This is a genomic window from Candidatus Kaistella beijingensis (assembly GCF_020084865.1).
Lineage (GTDB): Bacteria > Bacteroidota > Bacteroidia > Flavobacteriales > Weeksellaceae > Kaistella > Kaistella beijingensis.
The window spans coordinates 1,104,149-1,130,513 of sequence record NZ_CP071953.1; the positions used below are offsets into that span (position 1 = coordinate 1,104,149).

Here is a 26,365-nt window from a genome sequence, read left to right on the forward strand (position 1 = left end):
AAGAAACTATGGCATTTTAAAATTTATCCCAAAAAACTTTTGTTGTTAGTTTGTCACCACCTATTGCCGCGGAAGCATTACTGTAATTGGTTCCGTTTGTAGTTGCTTCCAAAGTTGGATACTGCAATCTTACCGGCACTTTACCTTCAGCATTTGGATTTGCTGTAGAAGGCGCCTGCAATTGTGGATAATCTAATCTTCGGTAAAAATTCCAAGAGATTAAAGGTTGACTGTACATGGCAACCCAAGCTTGTTCACCAATCGATTTTTTCCAATTTGTAGAATTATATGGATGATTACTTATATAGTTTTGTGCATCTGAAGATGTAAAGCCCCACTCCAAAAATGAATAAGTAACGGCAGAAGTATATAAATCTGAGGGGTTTCCTGCAATTCCAAATCTTGCAGATGCTTCTAATAGATAAAATGCAACTTCGGTAGCGGTTATGATATTCCCTGGAGTTGTTGGAGTATAAGCAAATTCTCCAGGTGCAGAAAAATCGGCAAATTCTCCAGGTTGGCCAATAACCTGCCCAATATAAGAACCATTAACATCTTGAAAATATTTTGAAATTCTTGCATCAGAAGTTGCGTTAAGGTAATCTACAAATGGTTTTCCGGCAAAATAATCGTCTCTGTTTTTTGCATACACATTTTCGTAAACTGGACTGTAGTTTGGCGAAGTTGATAAGTAAGCAAACTGACAATTATCTGATACATTAGTAATAACGCCGCCAGAAATCGCGTCAGAAATGGTAGTCTGTGCCAAAGTAGGATTTACATCTGCTAATGCAATCCCTAGTTTGAGCAGTAAAGAGTTTCCAAATTTTTTCCATTTCCCGATATTTCCATTATAAAAAACATCACCCGTTCCAAATGCGCCACCAGTTTGCAATTTAGAAATATCCTCTTTTAATCTCGTTATGAGTTTCGGGTAAATATCGGAGTCATTATCATAAACTGGAAGTGGAAATTCTGCATTATTTAAGGACTGCGTATAAGGAATATCACCATGAATATCTACCAAAGTTTGATATGTGAAAACCATCATTATATCTGAGATTGCCAATTGGTTTTGTTTTTTAACAGGCCAGGAAGCAAGTTCTGAAGGTGTTGGTTGGTAGTTCGCAATTAATTCCTTTGCTTTATTTAAGTTATTGAGAACATTTACATAATTATCGGTCCAAATATTGTTGGCAACATTTCTATTGGTGAAATCGTAATTGCTTTCATTTACATACGTAGTCTCTTGCCAATATTGCATGGTTAGCCTGAAATTATTTTCATTTACATTCGGTGTATTCAGGAAGTCACTCAATTCTTTTTCTGCATAAGTTATAAGAGATTCAGATGTTACATCATATGTTGCGTGCTGATCTTCGTTTACATTATCCCTTGTGCAACTTGAGAGTGAAATTCCCAAAAGGATTGACAAAATTATCTTGTTTTTCATTTTTTTAACTTTTAAAAATTTACTTTTAGATTAAAGGAATAGTTTCGGGTTGTTGGCATTACACCAGATTGATATCCCTGGATATTTCCGGAAGACAACCCGGCTTCTGGATCGGCATAAGGAAGATTTTTATGAATAATCCAAAGATTGCTTCCTGATAGGCCTAATGTGAACCCTTGAATAAAGGTGTTACCCAAAACTTTTTTGTCGAAAGTATAGGAAAGTGACGCTTCTCTTAGTTTTATATAGCTCGCATCGTAAACGAATGCCGCTGTTGGTGGATCCGTTCCTAAAACCTGACTAGACATAGATCTGTCTAAACGGATTGTATTCGGAATATAATTATTCGGATTGTTTGGATCTACCATTACACCTGGCAGAATAACACCGCCTCCATTACTCAATTCATTTCTGATAGGATTCCCCAAATCATTTAGACCTACAGAATCTGCATAAATACCGGTTCCGTAGCCATAGTATTGGTCTAAAGAAAATATTTTACCACCTTTTTTCCAATCGATAAGGAAACTGAAATTGAAGTTTTTATATTTAAAACTATTATTCAGACCCGCAATAAAATCAGCCTGAAAACTTCCCAAATCATGGTTTGTATCGGGAGTTGAAAGATAAGCGCCGTTTTCGCCAACGACTTTGTTGCCATTTGGATCATATACAAAGTCTGCTCCCCAAATACTTCCATAATCTCCGTTTAAAGGTGCATTTATCGTAATTCCTCCCTGCAAACTACCGATTGTGATATTTTCGATACCAGTTCTTAACTGTGTAACTTTAGTTCTCGGGTTAGACCAGTTGAGATTCACATCCCAGTTAAAGTTATCGAATTTAAGAGGCGTGATATTTAATGATACTTCAAAACCTTTCGTTGTAAGTTCTCCCGTGTTTTGTATTTTACTGATTGAGCCATTAGCAAGCGAAATTGGCAAAGGCAAGATTTGGTCAAAAGCAATATTGCGGAACCAAGAAACGTCAAAACCAAATCTGTTATTGAATAACTGAACATTGGTTCCCACCTCTAAATTTTTTAATTTTTGTGGCAACAAATCTGCATTTCTTAAGGTGGTATTAAATGAATATACCGGAGATTCTCCAAATGCCGACTGCACAATATACCTGTTTCGCAACTGGTCTGCTCCTGTATCAGAGCCTACTTCTGCATAAGCGGCTCTTATTTTTCCGAAACTCAGCCACTTTTCCTTGATTAAATTTGAAAACACAATACTTGCCGAAACGGATGGATAGTAATAAACAGATTTTTCCGAAGGCAGGGCCGTTGATTGGTCTCGTCTAAAAGTTCCTTCAACATAATATGTGTTCTTATACCCTAAAGAAGCCTGTGCAAAAGCACCATAAATATATTTTGATGTGTCCGAAATAATCGGTTTTTCCGGAGTTGCAGCAGAGTTTGAAATTGTATAAAGATTAGGAATATATAAACCTCCAGAAGTTGTCTGTGCGTTTGAATAATTTGTCTGGACATTAATATTTCCCCCTAAAATTGCCTGCAAATTAAAATCATCTAAAAACGTTTTTTTGTAGGTTGCAATTACATCATAATTTGTTTCTCTGAACCTTAAATTTGTAACCGCATAACCAGATGGTTGCTCCAAAGGATTAAAACTAAAAAATGCGGGAACAGAACCCACGGCTCTTCTTTCTTCAATCATCATATTATATCCATCAATGCCCATTCTTCCAAGAATGTTAAAATCTTTCGAAACATCATAACTCAAACTGAAATTTCCGGCAAAACGGTCGCGGTTATCCGTCTGATAATTCTCGTATCTCTGAAAGTATGGATTATCCCAATATTGTGGGGCAAGATTAGAAACGCTTTTAATGTTCCACGTATAATTTTTTCTAAAATTTTCATATAGATACTGCTGGGTTTTTAAATCCACATTTGTAGCCCACCATTGACGAAAATTGGTCATAATATTATCGCCATAACCGGTAGAATTTCTTCCTTTCGTATTTTGAGTGATGTAATTTGCAAAGATGCTTGCAGTAAGCTTTTCTGTCAGTTTGTAAGATGCGTTTCCACCAAAATTATTCTTCATTAATGAAGAATTTGGTAGAATATCGGTGGCATTGGTATTAGCATAGCTTAATCTAAAAGATGCTTTATCAGTACCTCCGCTAAAAGCGATATTATTTACCTGGTTAGTTCCTTTCTGGAAAAAAGTAATCGGACCATTTTTTGCCATTACCCAAGGTGTCTTTTTGCCGTAATTTTGTGAATCAGGAATAAATGCATCGTATTGCCACACCATTAAATTTGGATCATAAGGTGCACCGTAAGATGCATCATGTCCAAATAATGCTCTTGGACTTCCTTGATAAGTTGCAAAAACATCCCCTAAATAACCTTGACCATATTGTGTTTGATATTCCGGAAAAGTTGCTTTATCGACTGCAGAAACTGTAATAGAACTAGAAAACTCTAATCCTATGCCGGTGTTATTCTTTTTCCCTTTTTTTGTTGTGATAATAATTGCACCGTTTTGTGCCCTAGAACCATACAATGCAGTTGCAGCAGCACCTTTTAAAACATTTACAGATTCTATATCGCTAGGATTAATATCTGAAACGGGACTGCCATAATCATAACCACCACCTCCGTTTTGCTGAAAATTTGAATTGATATTGTTATTAATAATAGGGACTCCATCTACCACAAAGAGTGCCTGATTATTTCCCAAAATACTTTTGTAACCCCTTGAAACGGCATTAATGGATCCGCCAAAATTTGTAGATTGCTTTATTTCAAGTCCTGCAACTTTTCCTGATAGGTTGTTTAGAAAATTTGTAGTTGGAGTTTTGTTAAGATCATCACCTTTAACTTCCTGTGTGGAATACCCGAGTGATTTTTTTTCTCGTTTTATTCCTAAAGCGGTTACAACTACACCTTCAATATTTTGGGTTTTCAGAGTGTCCTTTTCTTGGGCTGAAGTAAAATTTTGTCCTAGAAAAAAACTGACAGCGATACCAATAATCTTTAGTTGATGTTTCATGATTTTGAATTTTTGTTAAATTATTGTTAACCAAAATTCAAAATTTGTTAAGGAATAAAGAAAAAATATCTACAAACTGCCTTTAATTGGCTATGAATATTAGAAAGTGTTCTGATTGTTAAGATTTATTTATAAAATTACCGGTTTGTAGGTTCTTCCAATTGGCAACTTTTTACCATCCACCTGAATTTCGGATGCTGATTTCATTTGAATTTTGGAAGTAGAAACAATATAGGATTTATGGATGCGGACAAAATACTTTTTATCCAATACCTCCTCAATTCTACTTATTGGCATTTTTACAATGTAAATTTCGGCTTTAGTATGGATATTGATGTACTCACGAAAACTCTCGATATAGAAAATATCATCCAAATAAATTTTAATTTTCTTTTTGCCGATATTTATATAGATGAAATCACGGTCAGCAATTTCCAACAATGCTTCTTCTGCCTCTGCAAAGTGCTTGAATTTTCCAATTGCGGTAAGGAATCTACTGTAAGGAATTGGCTTCATTAAATAATCAACGATGTCAAGTTCGTAACTTTCAACTGCATATTCATGATAAGCCGTAGTAACAATTACGAAAGGAGGATTTTTCATTTTTCTTAAAAAATCGAATCCTTTTATGACGGGCAAATGCAGATCCAAAAAAATCAAATCTACTTTATGAATATGGAGAAGATTACTTGCATGCACTACATCTGAGCTTTTCCCGACCAAATTCAGTTCTTTGTCCTGCTTTACAAAGTTTTCTATAATTTCTGCTGCGATTGGCTCATCTTCCACAATGATGCAGCTGTATTTTTTTTGGGGGTTCATTTATTCAAAAAGGATTTTGAGGGTAACAAAATAGAGATCTTCAGCGTCGTTAATTGATAAACTATGTTTGGGATATAACAATTCTAACTGTCTTTTGATATTGTTGAGCCCTATTTTTGTACTGTCTTTGTGAACATTATGTTCTTTAGAATTTTCTACTTCATAAAACAGAATCTGGTTTTCAAGTTTCAAATTAATTTTTATGAAAGAATTGAACCTGCTTTCTGATGCTCCATGTTTAAAGGCATTTTCCACAAAATGAAGCAAAATTAATGGTGAAATTTCCTGTGAGCTATTATCAATGATATGATTAAATTCTACATTTACAGATTTATGCCTAATTTTTTGGATATCAATAAAATCCTGTATATTTTCAATTTCTTTCTGCACCGAAACTTTATCTTTTGCTGAATCAAAAATATTATATCTCATTATTTTGGAAAGCTTCAAAATAATTTCTGGAGTATCTTCTGACTTTTTGAGAGATAAACCGTAAATATTATTAAGTGTATTAAAAAGAAAATGTGGATTTATCTGCGTTTTTAATAATTTAAGTTCTGCATCTGATTTTTCTTTTGAAATTTCGGTCAATTTTTTTTGCATTTCGTTTTGCTGGATAAATTTCTCAAAACCTAATCCTATAGCTACTGCAAAAACAACATTCATTAAAGCAGTAAAAATTCCAAACTGGGAAAATCTAGAAATTTCCTCTTGAACATTAAAATAGTAAGGGTATATTAAATCATGGCTTAAAACCCTATATAATATTATGAAAATTACAAAAACTAAAATGGTTGCAGAAAATTTTAAATAAACATTTTTTAAACTTCTAAATTTATTATCTACAATCGCAAGAATAAAATAGAATGCAGGAATTTCAGTAATCAAAAAAGAAAATTCGGATATGATAGAAAGATATAAAGTCTTTTGCAACGAAAAGTTTTTAAACACTTCTTGTAAATAAAGAAATTGGGCATTTATTTCAAATACAAAATATGCCAACCAAAAATAGAAATGATATTTTATTTTTCTCTTTAATTCCAAAATATCTTACTGTTACATTTAAACTTACAAAAATGATTTTTCTTTCTTCAAATTAGGGTTCAAATCTACGAACTACGTTTTTTAATCCACGAATGTAATTTGAGATTATATAATCCTTTTGGAAAAATGAAAGACAGAAAGCAAAATATAAGTAGAAAGTTAAACTCAACACCGTTGCTTCCTCCACCTACAACATACCAACCTTCAGCCGCATGAATCATAATAATTCCAGCTACTAAAATAAGAATATTTAGGACTGAAATTAATTTAATATATTTATTTAGAAAAAGTAGTGGAATGGTAGTAAGATGAACTAACTTTATTAAAACAGCAAGGGGTAAACCAAAACTGCCAAATCCTTGTCCTGCTAAAAAATTATTGCCAAACTCTACAACACTTCCTGTTAAAAATGAGGGAATTGCATGCATTGCCATTATAACTGCAAGTGAAAATCTAATAAAAAATGAATTAATCATATTATTTTTTATTTCAAAAATAAATCTGTTTAAATGTTTGATTGCAAAACAAATACAAATAACTTGTTTACATCTACAAAGAAATTTTTCGTTTAAGTTTTTCAGATTTCTCTTCTTTTTGATATAAGATTTTTTTAAGTTTTTGCATATCCTCACTCACTTTTGCATCTAAGATTTTCGCATAATGCTGCGTTGTTTTGATACTTTTATGGCCAAGCATTTTGCTTACACTTTCAATAGAAACACCATTTGATAAGGTAACCGTAGTAGCAAAAGTATGTCTGGCAATGTGATACGTTAATTCTTTATTAATTCCACATAAATCCGCTATTTCCTTGAGGTAAGCATTCATTTTTTGATTACTTAGAACCGGCAAAAGCTTTCCGGTATTGAGACAGGTTTTGTGTTCCTTGTATTTTTGAATAATATCTTCCGCTTGCCGAAGCAAAGGTATGTTGGAAGTTGTTTTGGTTTTCTGACGAGTGGTGAAAATCCACTTATTTCCATCCAGACCAAGGTTGATGTTATCCTGAGTTAATTTTTGAGTATCAATATAAGCCAAACCTGTAAAGCAACTGAAAAGAAAAATATCGCGTACCAATAAAAGTCTTTCATTTTTGAAATCTTTATTCATAAGGCTTTCTAATTCTTTTTCATTGAGGAAAGCTCTGGACACTTCATTAAATTTTGAAGGGTAGTTGAGGTAAGGATCTTTTTCAAGCCAACCGTTTGCCAAACAAATTCTGATAATTTTCCCAAAATTTTTCAAATACTTTACTGCAGAATTATTATTGCAGGATTTTTCGGTTCGTAGATAAAATTCAAAATCATTAAGGAATGCATAATCAATTTTCTTTATGTCAATATCAGAAATATTGAATTTCCACTTCAGAAATTCCTTTGTATGGCTTATGCAGGTTTGATATCTCCCAAGTGTCCCCTTCGCAAATTCTTTACCAACTAATTTTTCCATTCGGTTATTATGATCCTGGAAAATTGGGATGAGCATTCTTTTCTTAATTTCCGTACCAAGCAATTTACTTTTGAGCGTTTCTGCAGAAACTAGGTTTCCTCCCTGCACGATTTCCCTCTGTGCATCATATACTTTTCCTTTAAGGATGTCAAGATACGCATTTAGAGCTCTTGCTTCTTCTGAATTGCCTTTCATCCTGCATTGCTTTTGGCTCCATTTTTCGGGCATTATAAAACGTTTGGAACTGATTTCTATACGTGTTCCGTCAACTGTGATTCGCAAATAAATTGGGACTAAACCAGAAGTGCTGGCTTTGGCTCTCTTCGCATAGAAGAGGATAGAAATTTTGGCATTCATAGTGGTGACTTTATAGGATTAAAATTAATTCAAAAGACTCCTATTTACAAGACGTTCAATTATTGGACAGCCCATAAACAGGTAGTTTCTGATAAATTCGGTTACCCTAATAAGGCAATATTTTGGGTAACCGAATTTATCCCCTACGAAATGCAAAAAATTGTAATTTTTATGATGCCGAAAAAACAAAAACCCTCTAAATCATACGATTTAAAGGGTTTTGTAAGGTTTTGCCTTTTAAGTGGCGATCCGGACGGGACTCGAACCCGCGACCTCCGCCGTGACAGGGCGGCATTCTAACCAGCTGAACTACCGGATCTTCCTCAAGAAATATGGTTTCTTTCTTTTTGGTGAGTGCAAAAATACAACTTTTATCATATCCCACAAATAATTTCCAAAAAAAATGCTCTCCAAAAAAGGAAAGCACTCATTTTCAAGTAAATTATTTTCTATAAATGTGCAGAAAGTTTTTCCGCAATGGTTTCTTTCGGTGCAACTCCTACAATTTTATCAACTACTTCACCATTTTTGAAGATCAAAACTGTGGGAATATTTCTGATGCCATAATCTACAGAAACTTGTTGATTGTTATCCACATCTACTTTTCCAACTACCGCTTTTCCTTCGAAATCTGCCGCTACTTCCTCAATAATCGGTCCCAACATTCTACATGGTCCACACCAAACTGCCCAAAAATCAACCAATACTGGTTTATCTGAATTCAGAACCATCTCCTGAAATGACTGATCTGTAATTTCTAATGCCATTTTTCTATTTTTTAATTATAATTCTTACGCAAATTTACAACTTTCCTGCCAATTTTTAACGCGGTTTATCTATGTTCAAAATTTGTTTTTTCTATTTCAAAGGATGAAGAAATTTCTTTTAAGGCATCCACCAAAACATCAATTTGTTCCGTTGTTGTCAGATGACTGAAAGAAATTCGCAACGGTGTTGAATTCTGCATTTCTTCCTCATCCAGAATCATCATCATGACCATAGATGGTTTTGACGCACCAGATGAACACGCGCTTCCTTGTGAAACTGCTATTCCTTTCATATCCAACTTTAATCCAATCATTGGGTCTTTGAAAGGCAGCAATGCACTTACAAGAGTGTATAAACTTTTATCTTTTTCCGCGCTTCTTCCATTAAATTTAATTCCTGGAATTTCTGCACTTAATCGCTCAATTGTATAATCTTTAATTGCTTGAATGTATGAAGCGTATTCGGTGATATTGTTCAATGAAATTTCCAAAGCTTTACCTAAACCTACAATTCCGCAAACGTTTTCGGTTCCTGCTCTTAAAGTTCTTTCCTGTGGTCCACCAGTAATAATTCCCTTTAAACCTGAAGATTTTCTTACAAAAGCAAAACCGATTCCTTTCGGACCATGAAATTTGTGCGCGCTGCATGAAGCAAAATCTAAAGGAATTTCAGAAAAATCCAATTTCATGTGCGCCATCGACTGTACCGTGTCAGTATGAAAAAGCGCTTTGTTTTCTTTGCAGATTTCTGCTACTTTTTTTAGGTCAATCAAGTTTCCTATTTCATTGTTGGCGTGCATTAAACTCACCAAAGTTTTCTTTTCAGAATTTTTCAGCAGTTCCTCTAATTTATTTAAATCAAGATCCCCTTTCTGATCAGGACGAAGGTAAACCACCTCAACTCCCCGTCTTTTCTTCATGTCCAAAACCGTTTCTGCAACGCATTTATGTTCCATTGGAGAAGTAATGATTCTTTCCACCCCCAAATGATTGACGCAGGATTTGATAATCATATTATTGGACTCGGTTCCACAGCTGGTGAAAATGATTTCGGCGGGAGTAACGTGAAGATAATCAGCAACTTCTCTCCTTACGTTTTCAATAAGAATTTTCGCTTCCTGGCCGAAACTGTGCGTTGATGACGGATTACCGAAATTCACTTTCATCACGTCCACCATTGCATCAATTACTTCTTCGGAAAGCGGCGTTGTTGCTGCGTTATCCAAATATATTTTATCCATTTTACTTTTATTGAAAAACTGATTTATTTGTGAAATTTTTCGGGAACTAATTTAATGAAAAAATTCAAAGTGACTTTCATTTGCCCATTCTAGCATCTCCTTGTCTCCCGAAGTATCTCCGAAAGCAATTGTTTTATCGAATTTTTTGCCTTGAAGCGCTTCCTTAATCCTATGAACTTTCTCTCCACCGTTGCAATTATTTCCCACAAAATTGCCAGTGAAAATATCATTCTTGAATTCTGCTCTTGTTGCCAATAAATTCATCTTAAATTTTTCTGCAAATGGCTTTACCCAAATATCGAGAGAAGCAGTAACGAGATAGCTTTCCGTATGTTCTCTGTCAATATTTTGAATGAATTCTATGGCGTTTTCTCTGATGATCTCGGGATAATATTTTTCAAAAAACTGCTGAGATTTCTCTTCGATTTTTGTTTTTGATTGCCCTTTTAAAATGGATGAAATAAAGCTTTTTTTAACTTTTTCGGCACTGGCTAATTTTAATTTCAATAAAATAAAAAGCGGAATATGTTTCAGAAACTGAAAATTAAATTTCGCGGAATTGTAGAATTTAAGATACAAAAACATGGTGTCTTTGTAGGTTAAAGTTCCGTCAAAATCAAAAAAATACAACTTTTTCATCAGTAATAAGCAATGAGCAATGAGTAATATATTTTGTGAATCTACAGCTTCAATTTCTTAAAAATAAATTCTGGAATGTTTTTAATAATCAACATAATGATTGACCAAATTGGCAAAACATAAGCCACGTTTTTTTGACTTTTATATGCTTTATAAATACTTTCCGCTGCTTGTTTTGGTGTTGCAGTGAGTTTGGGATTTAGAGGCAGACCTTCTGTCATTTTCGTGTCCATGAACCCAGGTTTTACGGTCATCACGTGGACTTTTTTATCGTAAAGATAATTTCTCAATCCACTTAAATAAGCAGTTAATCCCGCTTTTGCACTTCCGTAGATGAAATTGCTTTGTCTTCCCCGATCACCTGCAACAGATGATAAAACAATCATGTTTCCTGAGCGTTGTCTTTCCATTTTTTCGGCAAAGAAATTGAGAACGGGAACAAGTTTTGCGTAATTGATATCGATGATTCTTTCTGTATTTTTATTGTCGTAAAGTCCTTCTTCTGTTCCTTCGCCCAGATAACCGGTTGCGCAGAAAAGCAGGTCAGAAGTGATGTCGTCAAATTTCGTGTAGTCGATTTCCTTCATCAAATCGAGTTCGATGATTTCAGATTGCTGAAAATATTTTACATCAATATGCTTTGCAAATTTCTCCGTAGTTTCCTTATTGGAAGTAAAAAGAAAAATGGTTGAATATTTTCCACCTGCTTCCAAAACCTTTTCTACAAAGGATTGTGCGACTTCTGAATTGCTTCCGAGTATAATCATGAGTAATGCGTAATAAGCAATGAGTAATTTTGGTAATTGCTCAATACCTACTAATTGTTATTAATAATTCTTTTATGTTGGAGTGAAACGAATTTCGGGTTTTGAACATTTTGCAGATAGTTCGTCAACGAAGATTTGCTCATGGAATCTTTGGTAAGATATATTCTTCCTCCAAATTCCTCCACGATTGCATCAAGTTTCTCTACCAAATTTTTCAGTTTTGAATTCACTTTAAAATCCAAAGCCAAAGTGTAACCTTCAAATGGGAATGAATTATAAGCTTCTGGATTATTTTTTCCGAAAAGTTTTAAAACTGCTAAAAAAGAACCGTTCCCACTTTTGGCGATGGTTTCTAAAATACGCTTCATACCTTCCTTTCCTTTTTCTTTCGGAATCACCATTTGGTACTGGATGAAACCTGTTTTTCCGTAAATTTTATTCCAGTCATTAACTGCATCCAAAGGATAAAAGAATGTTTCGTAATCAATATAATTCTTAATTTCTTTGGAGCGTTGTTTATTGAAATACAGAAAGTTAAATAGTTTTACCGTCAAATTATTCAAAACAAAATTGGGGAAATAAAAAGGAACGGTTGGGCTAAATTTCTTTTTCAGTCTTAAAGGATTTTCCTGAAGTTTTTTTGGCAATTGATGCTTAAATGCATGTTCACCACGCATCATGATACTTCTGCCAATATTTTTTCCGGTTTGTAAGCAATCAATCCAAGCGACGTTGTAAGTCCAGGATTCACTTTCTTCAAACAGTTTGAAAATCTCGTCCAAATTTTCCGCTTTGATACTTTCTTGTCTTATGTAGGCGGTTTCAATGTTCTTTAGCTTGAATTTTGCGGAAAGGATAATTCCAGTAAGTCCCATTCCACCAATTGTTGACCAAAATTTTTCAGAATTTTCTTCTCTGGAACATTTTAAAACTTCACCGTTTTCGTTCAGCAAACTAAATTCTATAACATACTCTGAAAAACAGCCTTCTGCATGATGATTTTTACCGTGAACATCGGATGCAATTGCTCCACCAACGGAAATAAACTTTGTTCCCGGTGTTACATACAAAAAATATCCCTGTGGAACAACGACCTCCAAAATGTCTGAAAGCAAAACGCCCGATTCACACTCAATAATTCCATTTAGGCGATCGAAACTGATGAACTTGTTTAGTCTTTTGGTAGAAAAAATGTGCTCTGAAAGTGATGCGTCACCGTAACATCTTCCGTTTCCTCGTGCGATGATTTCGTTGTTTGATTTTACGAAATCTTTGATTTTCTGTAGAGAATCTTCAGACTTTACTTCTTTTTCCACGACCGGAAAATTTCCCCAATTCGTGACTTTCTGTGTAAAATTCGGTTTCATTATTTGAAATAAATTTGAAGTAAAAAGGCAACCAGCCAGAGTACTAAAGTGCCCTGAATATACCTGTCTTTATAGATAATTTTTGTGGGGGATTCGGTTTTATTATACACTAAAGTCTGCTGCAGATATCGTAAAAAAGCAAAAACCACGAAGATCACCGTATAAAAAACACGTGGGTGAAAACGCTGCTGAACTTCTGGCGAAAGCGTAAACATCAAATAGCAAACAATCGCCAAAGCGCAGCTAATAGAAAGCGCAATGTCTGCAAACTGAACATTGTAACCGTCGAGAGCTTTTCTGGTTCTGCCTGAAATCTGCGCATTGATGAGCTCTCCCCTTCTTTTTCCGATCGCCAAAACCAGCGCCAGAACAAAAGTTAATAAAATCGCCCATTGTGAAATGAAAATCCCAGTTGCATAACCTCCCGCTAAAACCCGCAATACAAAACCAATAGCTATGATGCAGACGTCTACAATGGCAACATGCTTTAGCTTAAAAGTATAAGCAATGTTCATTAGAAAGTAAAAAATAATGATGGTGGCAAACTTCCAGAAATTTTGATGGAAATATTGTTCACCAAAAAATATCAGGCCTACACCAATTGCAATAACAAAAAGCAATATTCCTATTGCACCGCTTTTGGAAATCGCACCGCTTGCCAAAGGACGATTCTTTTTTTCAGGATGTTTTTTGTCCGATTCAATATCCGAATAATCGTTGATGATGTAAATAGAACTGGCTGCGAGCGAAAAAACCACAAAAGCAAAAATGCTTTTCATCAAAAGGCCTAAGTTGGTAATATTGCCGGAAAAAAACAAAGGTGCAAAAACGAAAAAGTTTTTCACCCATTGTTCAATCCTTAATAGTTTGAGATATTTCGCCATCCGTGTTATAATCAGCTACAAAATTAATGAATTTTAAATAAAAAAAATCCGCCCGAGCGGATTTAAGTATTGTTGATATAATTTGGGGTTTAGTTACCTTCTTGAGCGTCGTTGATCATCTTTTCATTAGCGGTAATTGCAAACTCCACTCTCCTATTTTGAGCTCTACCTGCTTCGGTATCGTTGCTTGCAATTGGACTTGCTTCACCCATTCCCATTGTGTTCATTCTGCTTGAAGCAATACCTTTCGAAATAAGGTAAGCTTTTACAGACGCTGCTCTTCTGTCCGACAAACTTAAATTATATTCATCGGTACCTTTAGAGTCGGTATAACCATAAATATTGATGTTAGTGTCCGGATTGTTGATCAAAACTTCTGCAAGTTTATCCAAATTTGCCTTTGCCAATGGTTGAAGATCTGATTTATCGAAGGCAAAGTTAACCATGTTTTCTTTTAAAGTCACTTTTATACCTTCACCAACTCTTTCTACTTCCGCTCCTGGTAAAGTTTCCTTAATTTCCTTGGCTTGTTTGTCCATTTTTCTGCCGATCACATTACCAGCAACTCCACCAACAACCCCACCTAGAACAGCTCCGATTGGAGCGTTTCCTCCTTTACCTATGTTATTCCCTAAAACACCTCCGATTACAGCTCCAGCTGCAGTACCAATAACGGTCCCTCTTTGTTGGTTGTTTGAATTTTTCACTGCTTCACAGCTTGTCATTACCAACGAAGTTGAGATGAAAAGTGCAGCAATATTTGTTTTGTTAAAAAGTTTCATAATTTGAAATTTTATTATTCTTTAATTAAATGAAGAAATCTAAACAGACTTCTACCATTCTATTTTGTTTTCATTGAAGTTCTTTGAAAATTGTATACGATTGTAACGTTTTGACCAGCAGACATTACATTATCGACCAAAGAAAATTGATCTGTTGTTTGGTTTTGTAAAGTTAATGAATACCCTTGAGTTACTGCTTTTGCTTTAGAACCTTCAAGAATTTTTTTGAATTTGAATTCATTTCCGTTTACTACCTCAAATTTAATTGGCATTACTACACTTGGACATGAACCACCACCATTTAAAGTGTAGGAACCAGTCCAGTTGTTAGGGATTAAAGTCCAGTGACTTCCTACGAAACATTGTGCATCTGCACCTTCATCAAATGGTTTTACTTTAAAGTTTTTGTCGTAATCAATACTTGTGAGTTCCCAATCACCTTTCAATTTTAGAAATTCGGCTCTGTTTTCCTGTGCAGTTTTTGCATTTTTCACACCGGAACAAGAAACGGTGAAAGCCGCCGCCAAAATTCCGCTAAGTAATAAATTTTTCATAGTAGTAATATTAATTGTTTTAATATTTACAAAAAACCGTGCCATTTTAATTAAAACCACAAAAAAAGTCCAAATTAACGGACTTTATTAAATAGTGATCTTCACTTTATTTTCTTTTTACCACTTTTTTCACTGGCTTTTTCACATTTTTTTTAACCATTGTAGGTTTTGTATCATTCTGTGATGGTGAAGCTTTGTAGAAATTTGTGAAAGCATATTCCGCTGCTTTTCTCAAATCTATTACTCCGCCTGCTTCAGAAATCAAATCGAATCTGTTGTTGGTGTTTGAATTAATCATCGCATTTACAGAAGATTTATTTACGGTTTTTACCAAAGATTCAATAATTTGTTCCGGTTTCAAATTCGGCATGTAAGCTAAGAGAACCGAAGCTGCTCCTGCTACAACCGGAGAAGCCATCGAAGTTCCCTGAAGATATTCATACTTTCCATCAGGAACCGTTGAATAAATCTTTTCTCCCGGCGCAAAAACATTCACCATTTTTTGGTTATAGTTGGAGAAATTTGCTCTCAAAAATTCATTGTCATTGGTGGAAGCTCCTACAACAATCATGTTATTGATGAATGGTTTCGCGTCATTAACATCTTTAAAGTTGGTTGGGAAATACTGACTCTCAAAAATATTTTCATTTTCGTTTCCTGCTGCTTTCACCAAAAGAACACCTTTGTCATGAGCATATTTGAAAGCATCCCAAACTACATTTTTCCCCGGTGAAACAGGTTTCCCAAAACTCATGTTTAAGATTTTCGCACCATTGTCAACTGCGTAACGAATTGCGTTTGCAACATCTTTATCTCTTTCATCACCATCTGGAACGGCACGAACAGTCATAATTTTTGCCGTTTTGTAACCCACTCCGTACTGGATTTCATTTCCTTGCGGATAACCTGCGATGATTCCGGCAACGTGAGTTCCGTGTTTTGCGTCAGGACCTTCGAAATGGTTGTTTCCGTAATATTTCTGGGTATAATCTTCGTAATTATCGCCCACGATTTCTGCACGTGGATCGTAATCTAAATTATACTGTTTTGTAGCTTGTGGACCATAATAATCCAAAGCTTCCTTCATTTGAGCATCCAAAAATTTCTGAACTTCCGCAGGAGATTTTCCTTTCACAGAGGGATCTTGTGCAATTTGCCCCAAAACTGAAGCTGCCATTGCCTGTTCTTGAGTGGTTGGTTTAATTGCAGCAACAACTTCGGGAGTTAAATTTTGACCATTTAACATGGCAACCATACCCGGAATCATTTTCTGAATTCTTGAATACGTTTCGTAACCTTGTTTTGCTTCAATGCTTTTCTTGTTGAAAAGATCTTTGGATTTCATGTACATTGCAAATTCTTCTGGCATTTTTACCTGATTTGCTTTGTTGGCCGCTGAATTTGCTCCTTCAAAAATCGGTTGGTATTTTTTTACGACACGCGTAACTTCCATGTTATCAACATCTACATCTCCATTTTTTCCACCTGCGAAATTCCATCCGTAAACATCGTCGATGTAGCCGTTTCCGTCATCGTCTTTTCCGTTGTTTGGAACTTCGTTTGGATTTTTCCACATGTTTTTGATTAAACCTGGATGGTCAACTTCTACTCCACTGTCTAGAACTCCAACAATCACGGGTTTTGGTTTCAAACCTTTCGATTCCAAATATTTGTATGCATTTTGAGTATTTACTCCGTAAACATTTGCCGCAGAAAAATCTTTATGATACCAAGTCATCAAATCCTTATCTTTCATCGGGTCTAAAGTCGTTTCCGCAGTTTGTGCAAAAGATGCAAAACCTGTCATAAAACAAGCCGCAATCAGTATTTTTTTCATATTATATTATTTTGTTTTGATATTTTTTAAATAAGTCAAAGATTCGGGTCCTTTGTTACAAATCAGGTCAAGAATTGAAAGGTCTTTCTCAAATCCCATCTTATCGGAAAAAGTTTGATAATAATCATCCATTGCGTATTCTGACGCCTGTTTTGCTGAAAATTTTTCCCTGAAATCTTCACCTTCAAAATTTTTGACATATTCATCACTCAAAGAATATGCCTTTTCTGTTTTCAGAATGTTTTGGATGATTTTTAAAGCGTTCAAGTTAAATTCAACTAAAGAATTTGTTTGAAAACTGAAAATATCTTCCATTTTATTTTCGTAAAACTCAAAGTAAGGGGAACTTTGATAAGCTGTCTTTATCGATTTCCAATGAAGTTTTCTCCAATTTTCTCTGTCCGAAATCTCAAGTTCTTTCAACACTCTTTTTCCGTTATGGTTTATTGGAATAATTAATGACAATCTTCCGTTTGCTCCATAAATATTGCATCGGTTGCGATAAGTTTGCTTCGGAAAATTTTCAAACTGTTCTAAAATGATTTCGTTTTCTTCCTTTAAAAATTCGGAAAACCATGAAATTGGCGGGAGATAAAATAGGGGTAATAATATTTTCATTTTTTAATAAATTTTGGCTAAAGCCAAAGATTTTTCTTTCTAAAAAAACGGGCTAAAGCCCGTTCCTATTGATGATTGACAAACTTTCATTTAATCGCAGAACTTCTTTCTAGCCCCGATTGAACGGCGTGTTTGAGCTCTTTTTGCTTGCGATGATATTAGCTTGGCGCAAAAAAGCGAGTAGTGAAAGCGGGAAACAGCTCCTAAAAAATCTACTCTTCTGTTTCTTTTTTCTTGAATAATTTCATGATGTAATCCCAACCGAAAAACAGCACCAAAACCAAAACAGCAACCCACCAATAGGAAGTTTTGTTGGCTTCTCCCGTATTTGTTGCCTTGAACATTCTGTCCCAACGAATTTTGGTCGGCGCTTGATAAGACGAACCGGCGTCTTTAAACAATCCTTCCACGCTCATCCAAGTAAACATAGGCTTTCCGACGATATTTTCTTCAGGAACGAAACCGAAAAATCTTGCATCCAAAGAAGCATCGCGGTTGTCACCAATCATCATATAATAATCCTGTTTGATGGTGTATTTATTGGTTTCCTGACCATTGACAAAAATTTTTCCGTTTTTGTTTTCGAGTTTGTTGTGTTCGTATTCGGAGATAATCCACTGATATTCAGGTAAAGTTTCTTGATTTAAAGTCACCACATCTCCTTTTTTCGGGATTTTTAAAGGACCGTACCAATCTTGGTTCCACTTTTTGTTGATGGGGAAAATCGATTGAGTGGTGTCGATTTTCTTGGTGTACGCATCTCTTTCTGCATTTAATTTATAACCAACCGCCGCAGAATCTTTTGGCCAAACGTGTTCTTCCATTTTAATAATTTGTGGAAGCGCCTTTATTTCTTTCGCAGTTTCATCCGTCAAACCTTGAAAATCATAAAGGTAACCGTTTTGAGTTTGAATTTCCTGAAGCGGCAAAAATCCGTATTTGTTGTACAAAGCAGGAACATCTAATTGACTGCCAGTTTGCGCAATGTATTTGTGCTGTACTTTTTGATCGCCTAAAACGGTTTCAGCTTTTCCGTTGACGAAAAGGCGTCCCGCTCTCATTTCAATTACGTCTCCTGCAACTGCGACGCATCTTTTCACATAAGGATCTTTTCTGTCAATCGCTGTGTGCACCGAATCTTGCGGATAATTGAAAACGACAATATCGTTTTTCTGCGGCTTGTTGAATTGCAACAATCTTGAATATGGGAGCTTCACCGCATCGACGTAAGATTTTGGGTCGTCTTTAGGATTTCCTTTTTGACCTGTATCCATAATTGTTCCCTGCAAAAAAGGGATTGCTAAAGGTCGCATCGGCATTCTATAACCGTAACTCCATTTGTTTACAAAAAGGAAATCTCCAACTAAAAGTGTTCTTTCCATTGAACCTGTCGGAATTCCAAAAGGCTGGGTTAAGAAAACGTGGATGATGGTTGCAAAAACCACCGCAAAGGTGATGGAACCAAGAAAGGATTCTTTCTTTTTCTCCTTTTTTTCGTCTTCGGTTAAATAAAGTTCGTCTTCGGTTTCAACTTCTGCATCTTTTGAATAATTCACAATTGCCATGTAAATAAACGGAAGAATTACGGTCAATAATTTTTGTGTAAAACCCGATTTCCCAAAATGTTTCATTAAAAACAAATGAAAAACCGTCATCATAATCGGTCCCACAATCGGAAGATAAGCCATTGCAACCCACCATTTCGGATGCTTGGTTTCTTTCTGAATGATGAAATAATTGTAAAACGGCACAAACGCAAAAAGCGGATTGTAACCCATTTTTTTGAACAATTTCCACGTTGAAATCCCCATCAATAGTGAAAGAATGATAACATAAACGGAATAGATTAGAAAGTAATTCATATTTTTTGGCTTTCAGCGTTCAGCAATTTGCTTTCGGCGTTGTGTTTAGATTAGTTTATTAGTTGTGGCTTTTGTTACAAAACATGAGCAATGAGTAATTAGTAATGAGCAATATTCTAAAAACATCAAATTTATTACCTATTGCTGATTGCTTATTAATTATGAAAAAAGTACATCTTTCATTGAAAAGTTTCCTTTTTTTCCTTGAATCCATTCTGCGGCAATGACTGCTCCTAAAGCAAATCCGTTTCTATTGAAGGCGGTGTGTTTGATTTCTATTTCATCCACTTCGCTTCGGTAGAAAATACTGTGCGTTCCGGGAACCTCATCTTCGCGAATGGCAAAAATTCCGAGTTTGTTTCCTTTGGTTTCATCCAATTTCCAAGCGTCGAAACGATGGTCGTTTTTAATAATTCCTTCTGCCAAAGAAATCGCAGTTCCACTTGGTGCGTCTTTTTTATGGGTGTGATGAATTTCTTCCAACTGAACTTTATACTCAGAGAAGTTTTTCATCAAATCTGCCAACTTTTCATTTAAGGCAAAAAACAAATTCACGCCCAAACTGAAATTTGAACCATATAAAAATGCAGTCTCGTTTTCGGTTGCAATTTTTTCGATTTCAGGTTTTTGGTCGAGCCAACCTGTTGTTCCACAAACTACCGGAATTTTATTTTCGAGGCAAATTTTAATATTGTTAAAAGCCACTTCAGGATTAGAAAACTCTATGACCACATCGGGATTGTTCAGGTTTTCCAAAGTTGGAGATTCGTTCAGTTTTGCTACAACTTCGTGACCACGACTTTCGGCAATTTCACCGATGATTTTACCCATTTTTCCGTATCCAACTAATGCAATCTTCATATATTTTGTTTGATATTATTTGAACTTATTTGATGTTGTTTGAAATCAATTATCATTTATCAATCATCATTGATAATTTAGAATCTATAATTAAAGGAAAGTCCCGCTTTTGAAGATTGATTTCCAAATTCATCAAAAATAATCGCAGGTTTCAAAGCCAAATCGGGGTCTTTTCTTCCTTCGTACAAATGTGCGTCAACAACGGCATCCACAATATTCAGAACGTAAATTAATCCCGTGACTGCAATCGCGTAATCTCGCTGTCTTTTCGCTCTGTCCTGTGTTCTTCCCAAAGCTTCGGCAGTGATTCCGGGAATTTCAGAAAACTCGTGCGGCTGCCCGTTGAGTTGTGCAATGAACGCGTTTCGGTATCTTGTGTATTGCTTCTGATTCCAAAGCGTAATTCCAACTCCGGTTCCAATTGCGCCCCAAACGATGGGGATTTTCCAATATTTTTTGTTGTAATATTGACCGAGTCCCGGCAAAACTGCAGAATACAAACCTGCTTTTGTTGGGTTATATTTTACGGTTTTAACAGGAGCGTTGGATTCCTGAATATCGGTTAAAACCTGAACATCAGATTTGGAATTTTTCTTTACAGAAATGGAATCTTTCGGATAATTCTCCACACGAATTGTGTCGTTCGGATTCACTTGAGCGAAAATTTTGAATGAAAATATCAGCAGGAAAAATACCGTAAGTTTCTTCATTATTTAAAGTGTGAAAGGATGTTTTCCAACTCTTCCTCATTTTTGAAGTCGAGCACGATCTTTCCTTTTTTTCCGTTTGCGGATGTTTTTATTTCAACTTTTACATCCAAAATATCGGCAAGATTTTTTTCCGCTTTTTTGAAATGATTGGGTAAAGTTGCCTTGTTTTTCTGAATAGATTTCTTTGGCGTTTTCAGCAAATTGGATTCCTGTTCCGCTTGACGAACGCTTAAATTATTCTTGATGATTTTCTTGAAAAGTTCGTCCTGTTTTTCGGCATCGTCCAAACTGATGATGGCTCTTCCGTGACCTGCAGAAATTTCGCCGCTTCGGATTGCGTTTTGAACATCAGGATTTAATCGCAACAATCGTATGGAATTGGTAATGGTACTTCTCTCTTTTCCTACTCTTTGGCTTAAGTTTTCCTGAGTCATCCCGATTTCTTCAAGCAATCTTTGGTAAGTTAAAGCAATTTCAATAGCGTCTAAATCTTCACGCTGAATGTTTTCCACCAAAGCCATTTCGAGTAATTCTTGGTCATTCACCAAACGAATGTATGCAGGAACGGTCTCCAAACCTGCAATTTTACTTGCACGGAAACGTCTTTCACCTGAAATGATCTCAAATTTATCGCCGTCCTTTCTTAACGTAATCGGCTGAATAATCCCAAGATTTTTGATGGATTGCGCCAAATCTTCCAACGCTTTTTCATCGAAGTAAGTTCTTGGTTGTGAAGCGTTTGGATAAATATCTTCCAAAGCAACCTCTACAATATTTCCTACAAATTTATCTGCTCCTTCATCGGTTGCGGAGTTTACAGACGCTTTAGATTCGGCACTTAAAATGGCGCCCAAACCACGTCCCATTGCTCTTTTCTTGTCTTTCATAAATTGCAATCAGCGTTCAGCAATCAGCTTTCGGCTTTAATTTTTTACTAAGTTTTCGTTTTTCAATAAAACTTCTTCGGCTAACTGAAGGTATTGAATCGCTCCTTTGCTTTCCGCATCATAGTTTAGGATACTTTCGCCGAAACTTGGCGCCTCACTTAAACGTACATTTCTGCTGATAATAGTGTCGAAAACCATTTCAGGAAAATGCGAATTTACTTCCTCTACAACCTGATTAGATAGTCGTAATCTTGAATCAAACATGGTTAAAAGTAAACCTTCAATATCGAGATCTTTGTTATGAATTTTCTGAACATTTTTGATGGTGTTCAACAATTTCCCTAAACCTTCCAAAGCAAAATATTCACATTGAATCGGGATAATCACTGAATCTGCCGCAGTTAACGCGTTAATCGTAATCAAACCCAAACTTGGCGCACAATCGATGATGATGTAATCGTAATTATCGCGAACGGATTTTAATGCTTCTTTCAGCATGTATTCACGGTTTTCACGGTCGACCAACTCGATTTCTGCGGCTACCAAATCAATGTGTGACGGAATGATGTCTAAATTAGGAGAAGAAGTTTTTTGGATACATTTTGCCGCATCGGAACTGTGCTCCAACAAATTGTAGGTGGAAAATTCCGACTGTTCGATTCCCAAACCCGAAGTTGCATTTGCTTGCGGATCCGCATCAATAATCAAAATCTTTTTTTCCAAAACGCCGAGTGCCGCTGCTAAATTTACCGCCGTAGTTGTTTTGCCAACACCGCCTTTCTGATTTGCAACACCTATAATTTTAGCCATTCTTTGAATTTTAATCTCCAAAAATACACTTTTTTATCATTTTTAGATGAATGTGAATAAAAGTGTTTTGGTTAAAATACTGTTAATTAATGGTTTATCATACAAAAAAATTATCCACAAAAATTGGATTTCTGTGGATAAGTGTTATTTCTTATTAATGGTGAATTCGCTTTGCTGTGAACGGTGATTTTTTTTAAGTGAATTCCTTGAAATGCATTTGGAAAAACAAATTTAATTTCCCCGCTGATTACGCTGATTGAGCAGATTTTTACATTGCTTATTGCTTGTTACTTATTGCTCATGAATTACTCAAACTGCATGGAAATTGGGAATTTGAAATAACTTCTCACATTTTCTCCGTTGAGTTTTGCAGGAATCCATTTTCCTTTTACGGAACGGATGGTTTTTTCAGCCTCTTTATTAAAAGTGGCATTTGGTCCATTTGCTTTCACATCGGAAATGGTTCCGTCTTTTTCCACGATGAAAATCACCGTTGTTTTCACTAAATCTCCTGTTCCTTCCATGATTGAAGTATCAAAATTATTCACCACTTTGCTTCTGAAAGAATTAATTCCTCCCATGAAATCTGCTGAAACATCAACTTTTAACACAGGTGAATTATCCACAGGTTTTGGAGTTTCCACCACAGGAACTTGTGTTGGAACATGTTGTTCAACAGGTGGCGTGTAATTGGTTACAGGTGGCGTTCCTACAATTGTTTCTGTACCAATTTTTGCGTCTTCCGTATCGCTTAGTTTGGTTGCAGGAGTTTCTTTTTTTGCATCTCGCGTTGGAGTAGGGATTTCAATTTTAACTGTGTTTACAATCGGTTTTACAGGAATAATCGGTTTCACTACTTGTGGCGGAGTTTCAGGAATTTCATCTACAGGTTTTAAAACGTGACCATCGCCGATTCTATCTACAATAACGGGTGGAGTTCTAATAGAATTGATAACTAAAGGTGAAATTGCAACTGCTGCGAAAAGTGCAACACCTGCAAACATCGCCTTCATCATGGTATTTCCGTATTCTGTACGAATTACATACGCTCCGTAATCTTTGTTTCTTCCCTGAAAAAGAATTTCAGTAAACTTTCTTTCTTGGTTTTGAAGTAAATTTTGCATCACTAAATTATTTAATTGGTTCGGTAATCATTTAGTCATGACTATCAGTTTAATATTAAATTTTTAAATTCATTAAAACTTTATCAAAACACACACCATTTTATTGAATATTTTACACAATAATTATTTTATCCATAACAATATGTAAATTTTAAACCTGCACCAAAAGAAAACCACCTCCAACGAGATGGCTTTGCTTAAAAAATTCTAAAAATTATTCTATTTAATTAAAATAATTCTTTTCGGATAATATTTTGGCTTCTTTCAGGCCCTACAGAAACCAAATACACATTAATTCCTAAATAATCCTCGATAAACTCGATGTATTTCTTGGCATTTACAGGCAGTTCGTCGTAGCTTCTTGCTTTGGTGATGTCTTCTTCCCAACCTTCTAACTCCTCATAAATCGGCTCGTAATTATATAATTTGGTGGTAGAAGATGTAAAGTAATCGATGATTTTTCCGTCCTCTGTCTTATAAGCTGTGGCGATTTTCAAAGGAGAAATTCCCGAAAGGACATCCAATTTTGTGATGACCAAATTGTTGATTCCGTTAATCATCGTCGCATGTTTCAGCGAAACCAAATCGAGCCAGCCTGTTCTTCTTGGCCTTCCTGTGGTTGCGCCAAATTCAAAACCAATCTGTCTGATTTTTTCACCCAATTCATTATCCAATTCCGTTGGGAAAGGACCATTTCCAACTCTTGTGGTATACGCTTTTGCAACGCCGATTAAATTTTGCAGACTTGTCGGCGGAACTCCCGCTCCCGAACACACACCGCCTGTTGTTGGCGACGACGAGGTTACATAAGGGTAAGTCCCGAAATCGATATCCAACATTAAAGCTTGTGCACCCTCGAACAAAATATTTTTTCCGTCTTGAATGGCTTGATTGATTTCTAGTTCAGTATCTACAATTCTGTCCTGCAATTTTTTCCCGATTTCAATGAATTCATTGTAAATTTCATCAAACTCCAAACCTTCTTTTTCAAAATATTTTTCGAAAAGTGAGTTTTTGATTTTCAGATTCTTTCTAATCTTTTCGGCTAAAACTTCAGGATTCAAAAGGTCAATCATACGAATTCCGACTCTGGCGATTTTGTCTTCGTAGCAAGGACCGATTCCTTTTTTTGTGGTTCCAATCTGTGTTCCGCCTTCTTCTTCCTCACGATATTTGTCGAGCAAAATGTGATAAGGCATAATCACGTGCGCTCTTCTCGAAATAAAAACATGGTCGGTTTTCATTCCTTTGCTTTCGATTTGTTCAATTTCTTTTATGAAAGATTTTGGATTTACCACAACTCCATTCGCAATGATACACTTTCCCTTACACTGCAAAACTCCCGATGGAAGAAGGTGCAAAACAAATTTTTCGTCGCCCACATAAACGGTGTGACCTGCATTATCACCTCCTTGAAAACGCACCACATAATCGGATTTCGCCGAAAGAACGTCCGTAATTTTCCCTTTTCCTTCGTCCCCATACTGAAGACCCACAACCACATAAGTTGCCATATTTTACTTTTTTTATAGATTTCTACAAAAATAGTTTTAATAAAAGTTTCGGGCAATTTTTGTGGAAAAATATTTTGGGCGTGTCCCTTGCCAAAGCTAAACCTTATAGATTTTGCAAACCTACAAGGTTTCCCGCAGCTCGGGTCGGGCTTTTCGCTTCAATTCCTCGTTCCAAAGCTGAAGCCAACGCAACTGCGGGATTTCCACTGCAATCCCTCACGCAATAACGCCGCGTAAGGAAAAGTAGCGACTTTTCCTTACGACAACTCAAAATTGGCGCTCTCCCGAAACTTCGGGTTCGCGCCGAAAATTCAACGTCACTCTGAAAATTTTAACCACACAAAATTTCCATCTTCCAACTTTTTCGTAAATTTGCTTTTTGGAATACCTTATGGACACAGTCAAAATTCACGACAAAGAATTCGTGCCGTACTTGAAGCACGATGAAATTCAGGAAATCATCAAAAATTTAGCGCTCAAAGTTTATGAAGACTACAAAGACGAAACTCCCGTTTTCATCGGTGTTCTAAACGGTGTGATTATGTTTTTCTCCGATTTTTTGAAACATTATCCGGGAAACTGCGAAATCGCATTCATCCAAATGAGTTCTTATATGGGAGGTTTAACAAGCACGGGAATCGTTTACAAAAAAATGGAACTCACCAAAGAAGTTGAAGGTCGCCACATTATTTTGATGGAAGACATCGTGGACACAGGAAACACCATTGAAAGTCTCTTTGAATATTTCAAAAACACGCAACGTCCAAAATCTTTAAAAGTAGCATCATTACTTTTAAAACCTGAAGTTTTCAAAAAAGATTTCACGATTGATTATGTCGCCAAAGAAATCCCTAACAAATTCGTTCTAGGTTACGGTTTAGATTATGATGAATTGGGAAGAAATCTTCCGGATTTATATCAATTGGCGGAAGGAAGGATAAATCACTAAAATAATTCGAAATTTGAAGTTTGAGATTCGGAATT

General features: G+C 35.7%; 24 protein-coding genes and 1 tRNA gene. 1 reads left to right on the top strand and 24 read right to left on the bottom strand.

The annotated features are described in order from the left end of the window. Positions 1-16: 16 nt before the first annotated feature. The 24 genes from J4771_RS05140 to J4771_RS05255 all read right to left on the bottom strand — a co-directional run bounded on the left by J4771_RS05140 (position 17) and on the right by J4771_RS05255 (position 25,381). Positions 17-1,453, bottom strand: a complete 1,437-nt coding sequence (locus J4771_RS05140; RefSeq protein WP_224137100.1) for a SusD/RagB family nutrient-binding outer membrane lipoprotein — start codon at positions 1,451-1,453, stop codon at positions 17-19. A gap of 11 nt (positions 1,454-1,464) precedes the next feature. Continuing rightward, positions 1,465-4,485 (bottom strand): SusC/RagA family TonB-linked outer membrane protein, encoded by a 3,021-nt coding sequence (locus J4771_RS05145; RefSeq protein WP_224137102.1) that lies wholly within the window; start codon positions 4,483-4,485, stop codon positions 1,465-1,467. A gap of 129 nt (positions 4,486-4,614) precedes the next feature. Further along, positions 4,615-5,307: a LytR/AlgR family response regulator transcription factor gene (locus J4771_RS05150; protein ID WP_224137104.1), complete on the bottom strand. Its 693-nt coding sequence runs from the start codon at positions 5,305-5,307 to the stop codon at positions 4,615-4,617. Continuing rightward, positions 5,308-6,351 carry a sensor histidine kinase gene (locus J4771_RS05155; RefSeq protein WP_224137106.1) on the bottom strand — a complete coding sequence of 348 codons (1,044 nt, stop codon included), beginning with the start codon at positions 6,349-6,351 and terminating at the stop codon, positions 5,308-5,310. It lies immediately after the preceding gene. 65 nt (positions 6,352-6,416) lie between these two features. After that, the gene (locus tag J4771_RS05160) at positions 6,417-6,827 is read right to left on the bottom strand and encodes a DoxX family protein (RefSeq protein WP_224137108.1); all 411 of its coding nucleotides are present in this window, start codon (positions 6,825-6,827) and stop codon (positions 6,417-6,419) included. 73 nt (positions 6,828-6,900) lie between these two features. Further along, positions 6,901-8,157 (bottom strand): site-specific integrase, encoded by a 1,257-nt coding sequence (locus J4771_RS05165; RefSeq protein ID WP_224137111.1) that lies wholly within the window; start codon positions 8,155-8,157, stop codon positions 6,901-6,903. Positions 8,158-8,399: 242 nt separating this feature from the next. Beyond that, a tRNA-Asp gene (locus J4771_RS05170) sits at positions 8,400-8,476 on the bottom strand. 130 nt (positions 8,477-8,606) lie between these two features. Beyond that, positions 8,607-8,924: a thioredoxin gene (gene trxA / locus J4771_RS05175; RefSeq protein WP_224137113.1), complete on the bottom strand. Its 318-nt coding sequence runs from the start codon at positions 8,922-8,924 to the stop codon at positions 8,607-8,609. Between the two features lie 65 nt (positions 8,925-8,989). Further along, positions 8,990-10,165 (bottom strand): cysteine desulfurase family protein, encoded by a 1,176-nt coding sequence (locus tag J4771_RS05180; RefSeq protein ID WP_224137116.1) that lies wholly within the window; start codon positions 10,163-10,165, stop codon positions 8,990-8,992. 51 nt (positions 10,166-10,216) lie between these two features. Continuing rightward, positions 10,217-10,804, bottom strand: coding sequence for an HAD-IB family hydrolase (locus tag J4771_RS05185; protein ID WP_224137126.1), 588 nt, complete (start codon positions 10,802-10,804; stop codon positions 10,217-10,219). A 41-nt stretch (positions 10,805-10,845) separates the two neighbouring features. Further along, positions 10,846-11,571: an SDR family NAD(P)-dependent oxidoreductase gene (locus J4771_RS05190; RefSeq protein ID WP_224137129.1), complete on the bottom strand. Its 726-nt coding sequence runs from the start codon at positions 11,569-11,571 to the stop codon at positions 10,846-10,848. Positions 11,572-11,621: 50 nt separating this feature from the next. Continuing rightward, entirely contained in the window at positions 11,622-12,938 is a 1,317-nt protein-coding gene (locus J4771_RS05195; RefSeq protein WP_224137131.1) for an FAD-binding oxidoreductase, read from the bottom strand. Further along, positions 12,938-13,822, bottom strand: coding sequence for a decaprenyl-phosphate phosphoribosyltransferase (locus tag J4771_RS05200; protein WP_224137133.1), 885 nt, complete (start codon positions 13,820-13,822; stop codon positions 12,938-12,940). Before J4771_RS05200 ends, J4771_RS05195 begins: the two co-directional genes overlap by 1 nt. 89 nt (positions 13,823-13,911) lie before the next feature. Continuing rightward, positions 13,912-14,604, bottom strand: a complete 693-nt coding sequence (locus J4771_RS05205; protein ID WP_224137135.1) for an OmpA family protein — start codon at positions 14,602-14,604, stop codon at positions 13,912-13,914. Positions 14,605-14,663: 59 nt separating this feature from the next. Beyond that, positions 14,664-15,158, bottom strand: a complete 495-nt coding sequence (locus J4771_RS05210; RefSeq protein ID WP_224137136.1) for a lipocalin family protein — start codon at positions 15,156-15,158, stop codon at positions 14,664-14,666. 106 nt (positions 15,159-15,264) lie between these two features. After that, positions 15,265-16,995, bottom strand: coding sequence for a S8 family serine peptidase (locus J4771_RS05215; protein WP_224137137.1), 1,731 nt, complete (start codon positions 16,993-16,995; stop codon positions 15,265-15,267). A 6-nt stretch (positions 16,996-17,001) separates the two neighbouring features. After that, complete coding sequence (locus J4771_RS05220) at positions 17,002-17,613, bottom strand: WbqC family protein (RefSeq protein ID WP_224137138.1); 612 nt, start codon at positions 17,611-17,613, stop codon at positions 17,002-17,004. Between the two features lie 212 nt (positions 17,614-17,825). Next, positions 17,826-19,475 carry a signal peptidase I gene (lepB, locus tag J4771_RS05225; protein ID WP_224137139.1) on the bottom strand — a complete coding sequence of 550 codons (1,650 nt, stop codon included), beginning with the start codon at positions 19,473-19,475 and terminating at the stop codon, positions 17,826-17,828. A 159-nt stretch (positions 19,476-19,634) separates the two neighbouring features. Further along, a complete protein-coding gene (gene dapB, locus J4771_RS05230; RefSeq protein WP_224137140.1) occupies positions 19,635-20,336 on the bottom strand; it encodes a 4-hydroxy-tetrahydrodipicolinate reductase in 702 nt (233 codons plus the stop codon). A 77-nt stretch (positions 20,337-20,413) separates the two neighbouring features. Next, a complete protein-coding gene (locus J4771_RS05235; RefSeq protein WP_224137141.1) occupies positions 20,414-21,046 on the bottom strand; it encodes a DUF5683 domain-containing protein in 633 nt (210 codons plus the stop codon). Continuing rightward, positions 21,046-21,933, bottom strand: coding sequence for a ParB/RepB/Spo0J family partition protein (locus tag J4771_RS05240; protein WP_224137142.1), 888 nt, complete (start codon positions 21,931-21,933; stop codon positions 21,046-21,048). The genes J4771_RS05235 and J4771_RS05240 overlap by 1 nt, the downstream gene beginning before the upstream one ends. 36 nt (positions 21,934-21,969) lie before the next feature. Next, positions 21,970-22,743 carry a ParA family protein gene (locus J4771_RS05245; RefSeq protein WP_224137143.1) on the bottom strand — a complete coding sequence of 258 codons (774 nt, stop codon included), beginning with the start codon at positions 22,741-22,743 and terminating at the stop codon, positions 21,970-21,972. A 305-nt stretch (positions 22,744-23,048) separates the two neighbouring features. Then, positions 23,049-23,867: an energy transducer TonB gene (locus tag J4771_RS05250; RefSeq protein WP_224137145.1), complete on the bottom strand. Its 819-nt coding sequence runs from the start codon at positions 23,865-23,867 to the stop codon at positions 23,049-23,051. Positions 23,868-24,094: 227 nt separating this feature from the next. After that, entirely contained in the window at positions 24,095-25,381 is a 1,287-nt protein-coding gene (locus J4771_RS05255) for an adenylosuccinate synthase (protein ID WP_224137147.1), read from the bottom strand. Between the two features lie 391 nt (positions 25,382-25,772). Between J4771_RS05255 and J4771_RS05260 the strand changes: the two genes are divergently transcribed. Beyond that, a complete protein-coding gene (locus J4771_RS05260) occupies positions 25,773-26,330 on the top strand; it encodes a phosphoribosyltransferase (protein WP_224137149.1) in 558 nt (185 codons plus the stop codon). Positions 26,331-26,365: the final 35 nt, after the last annotated feature.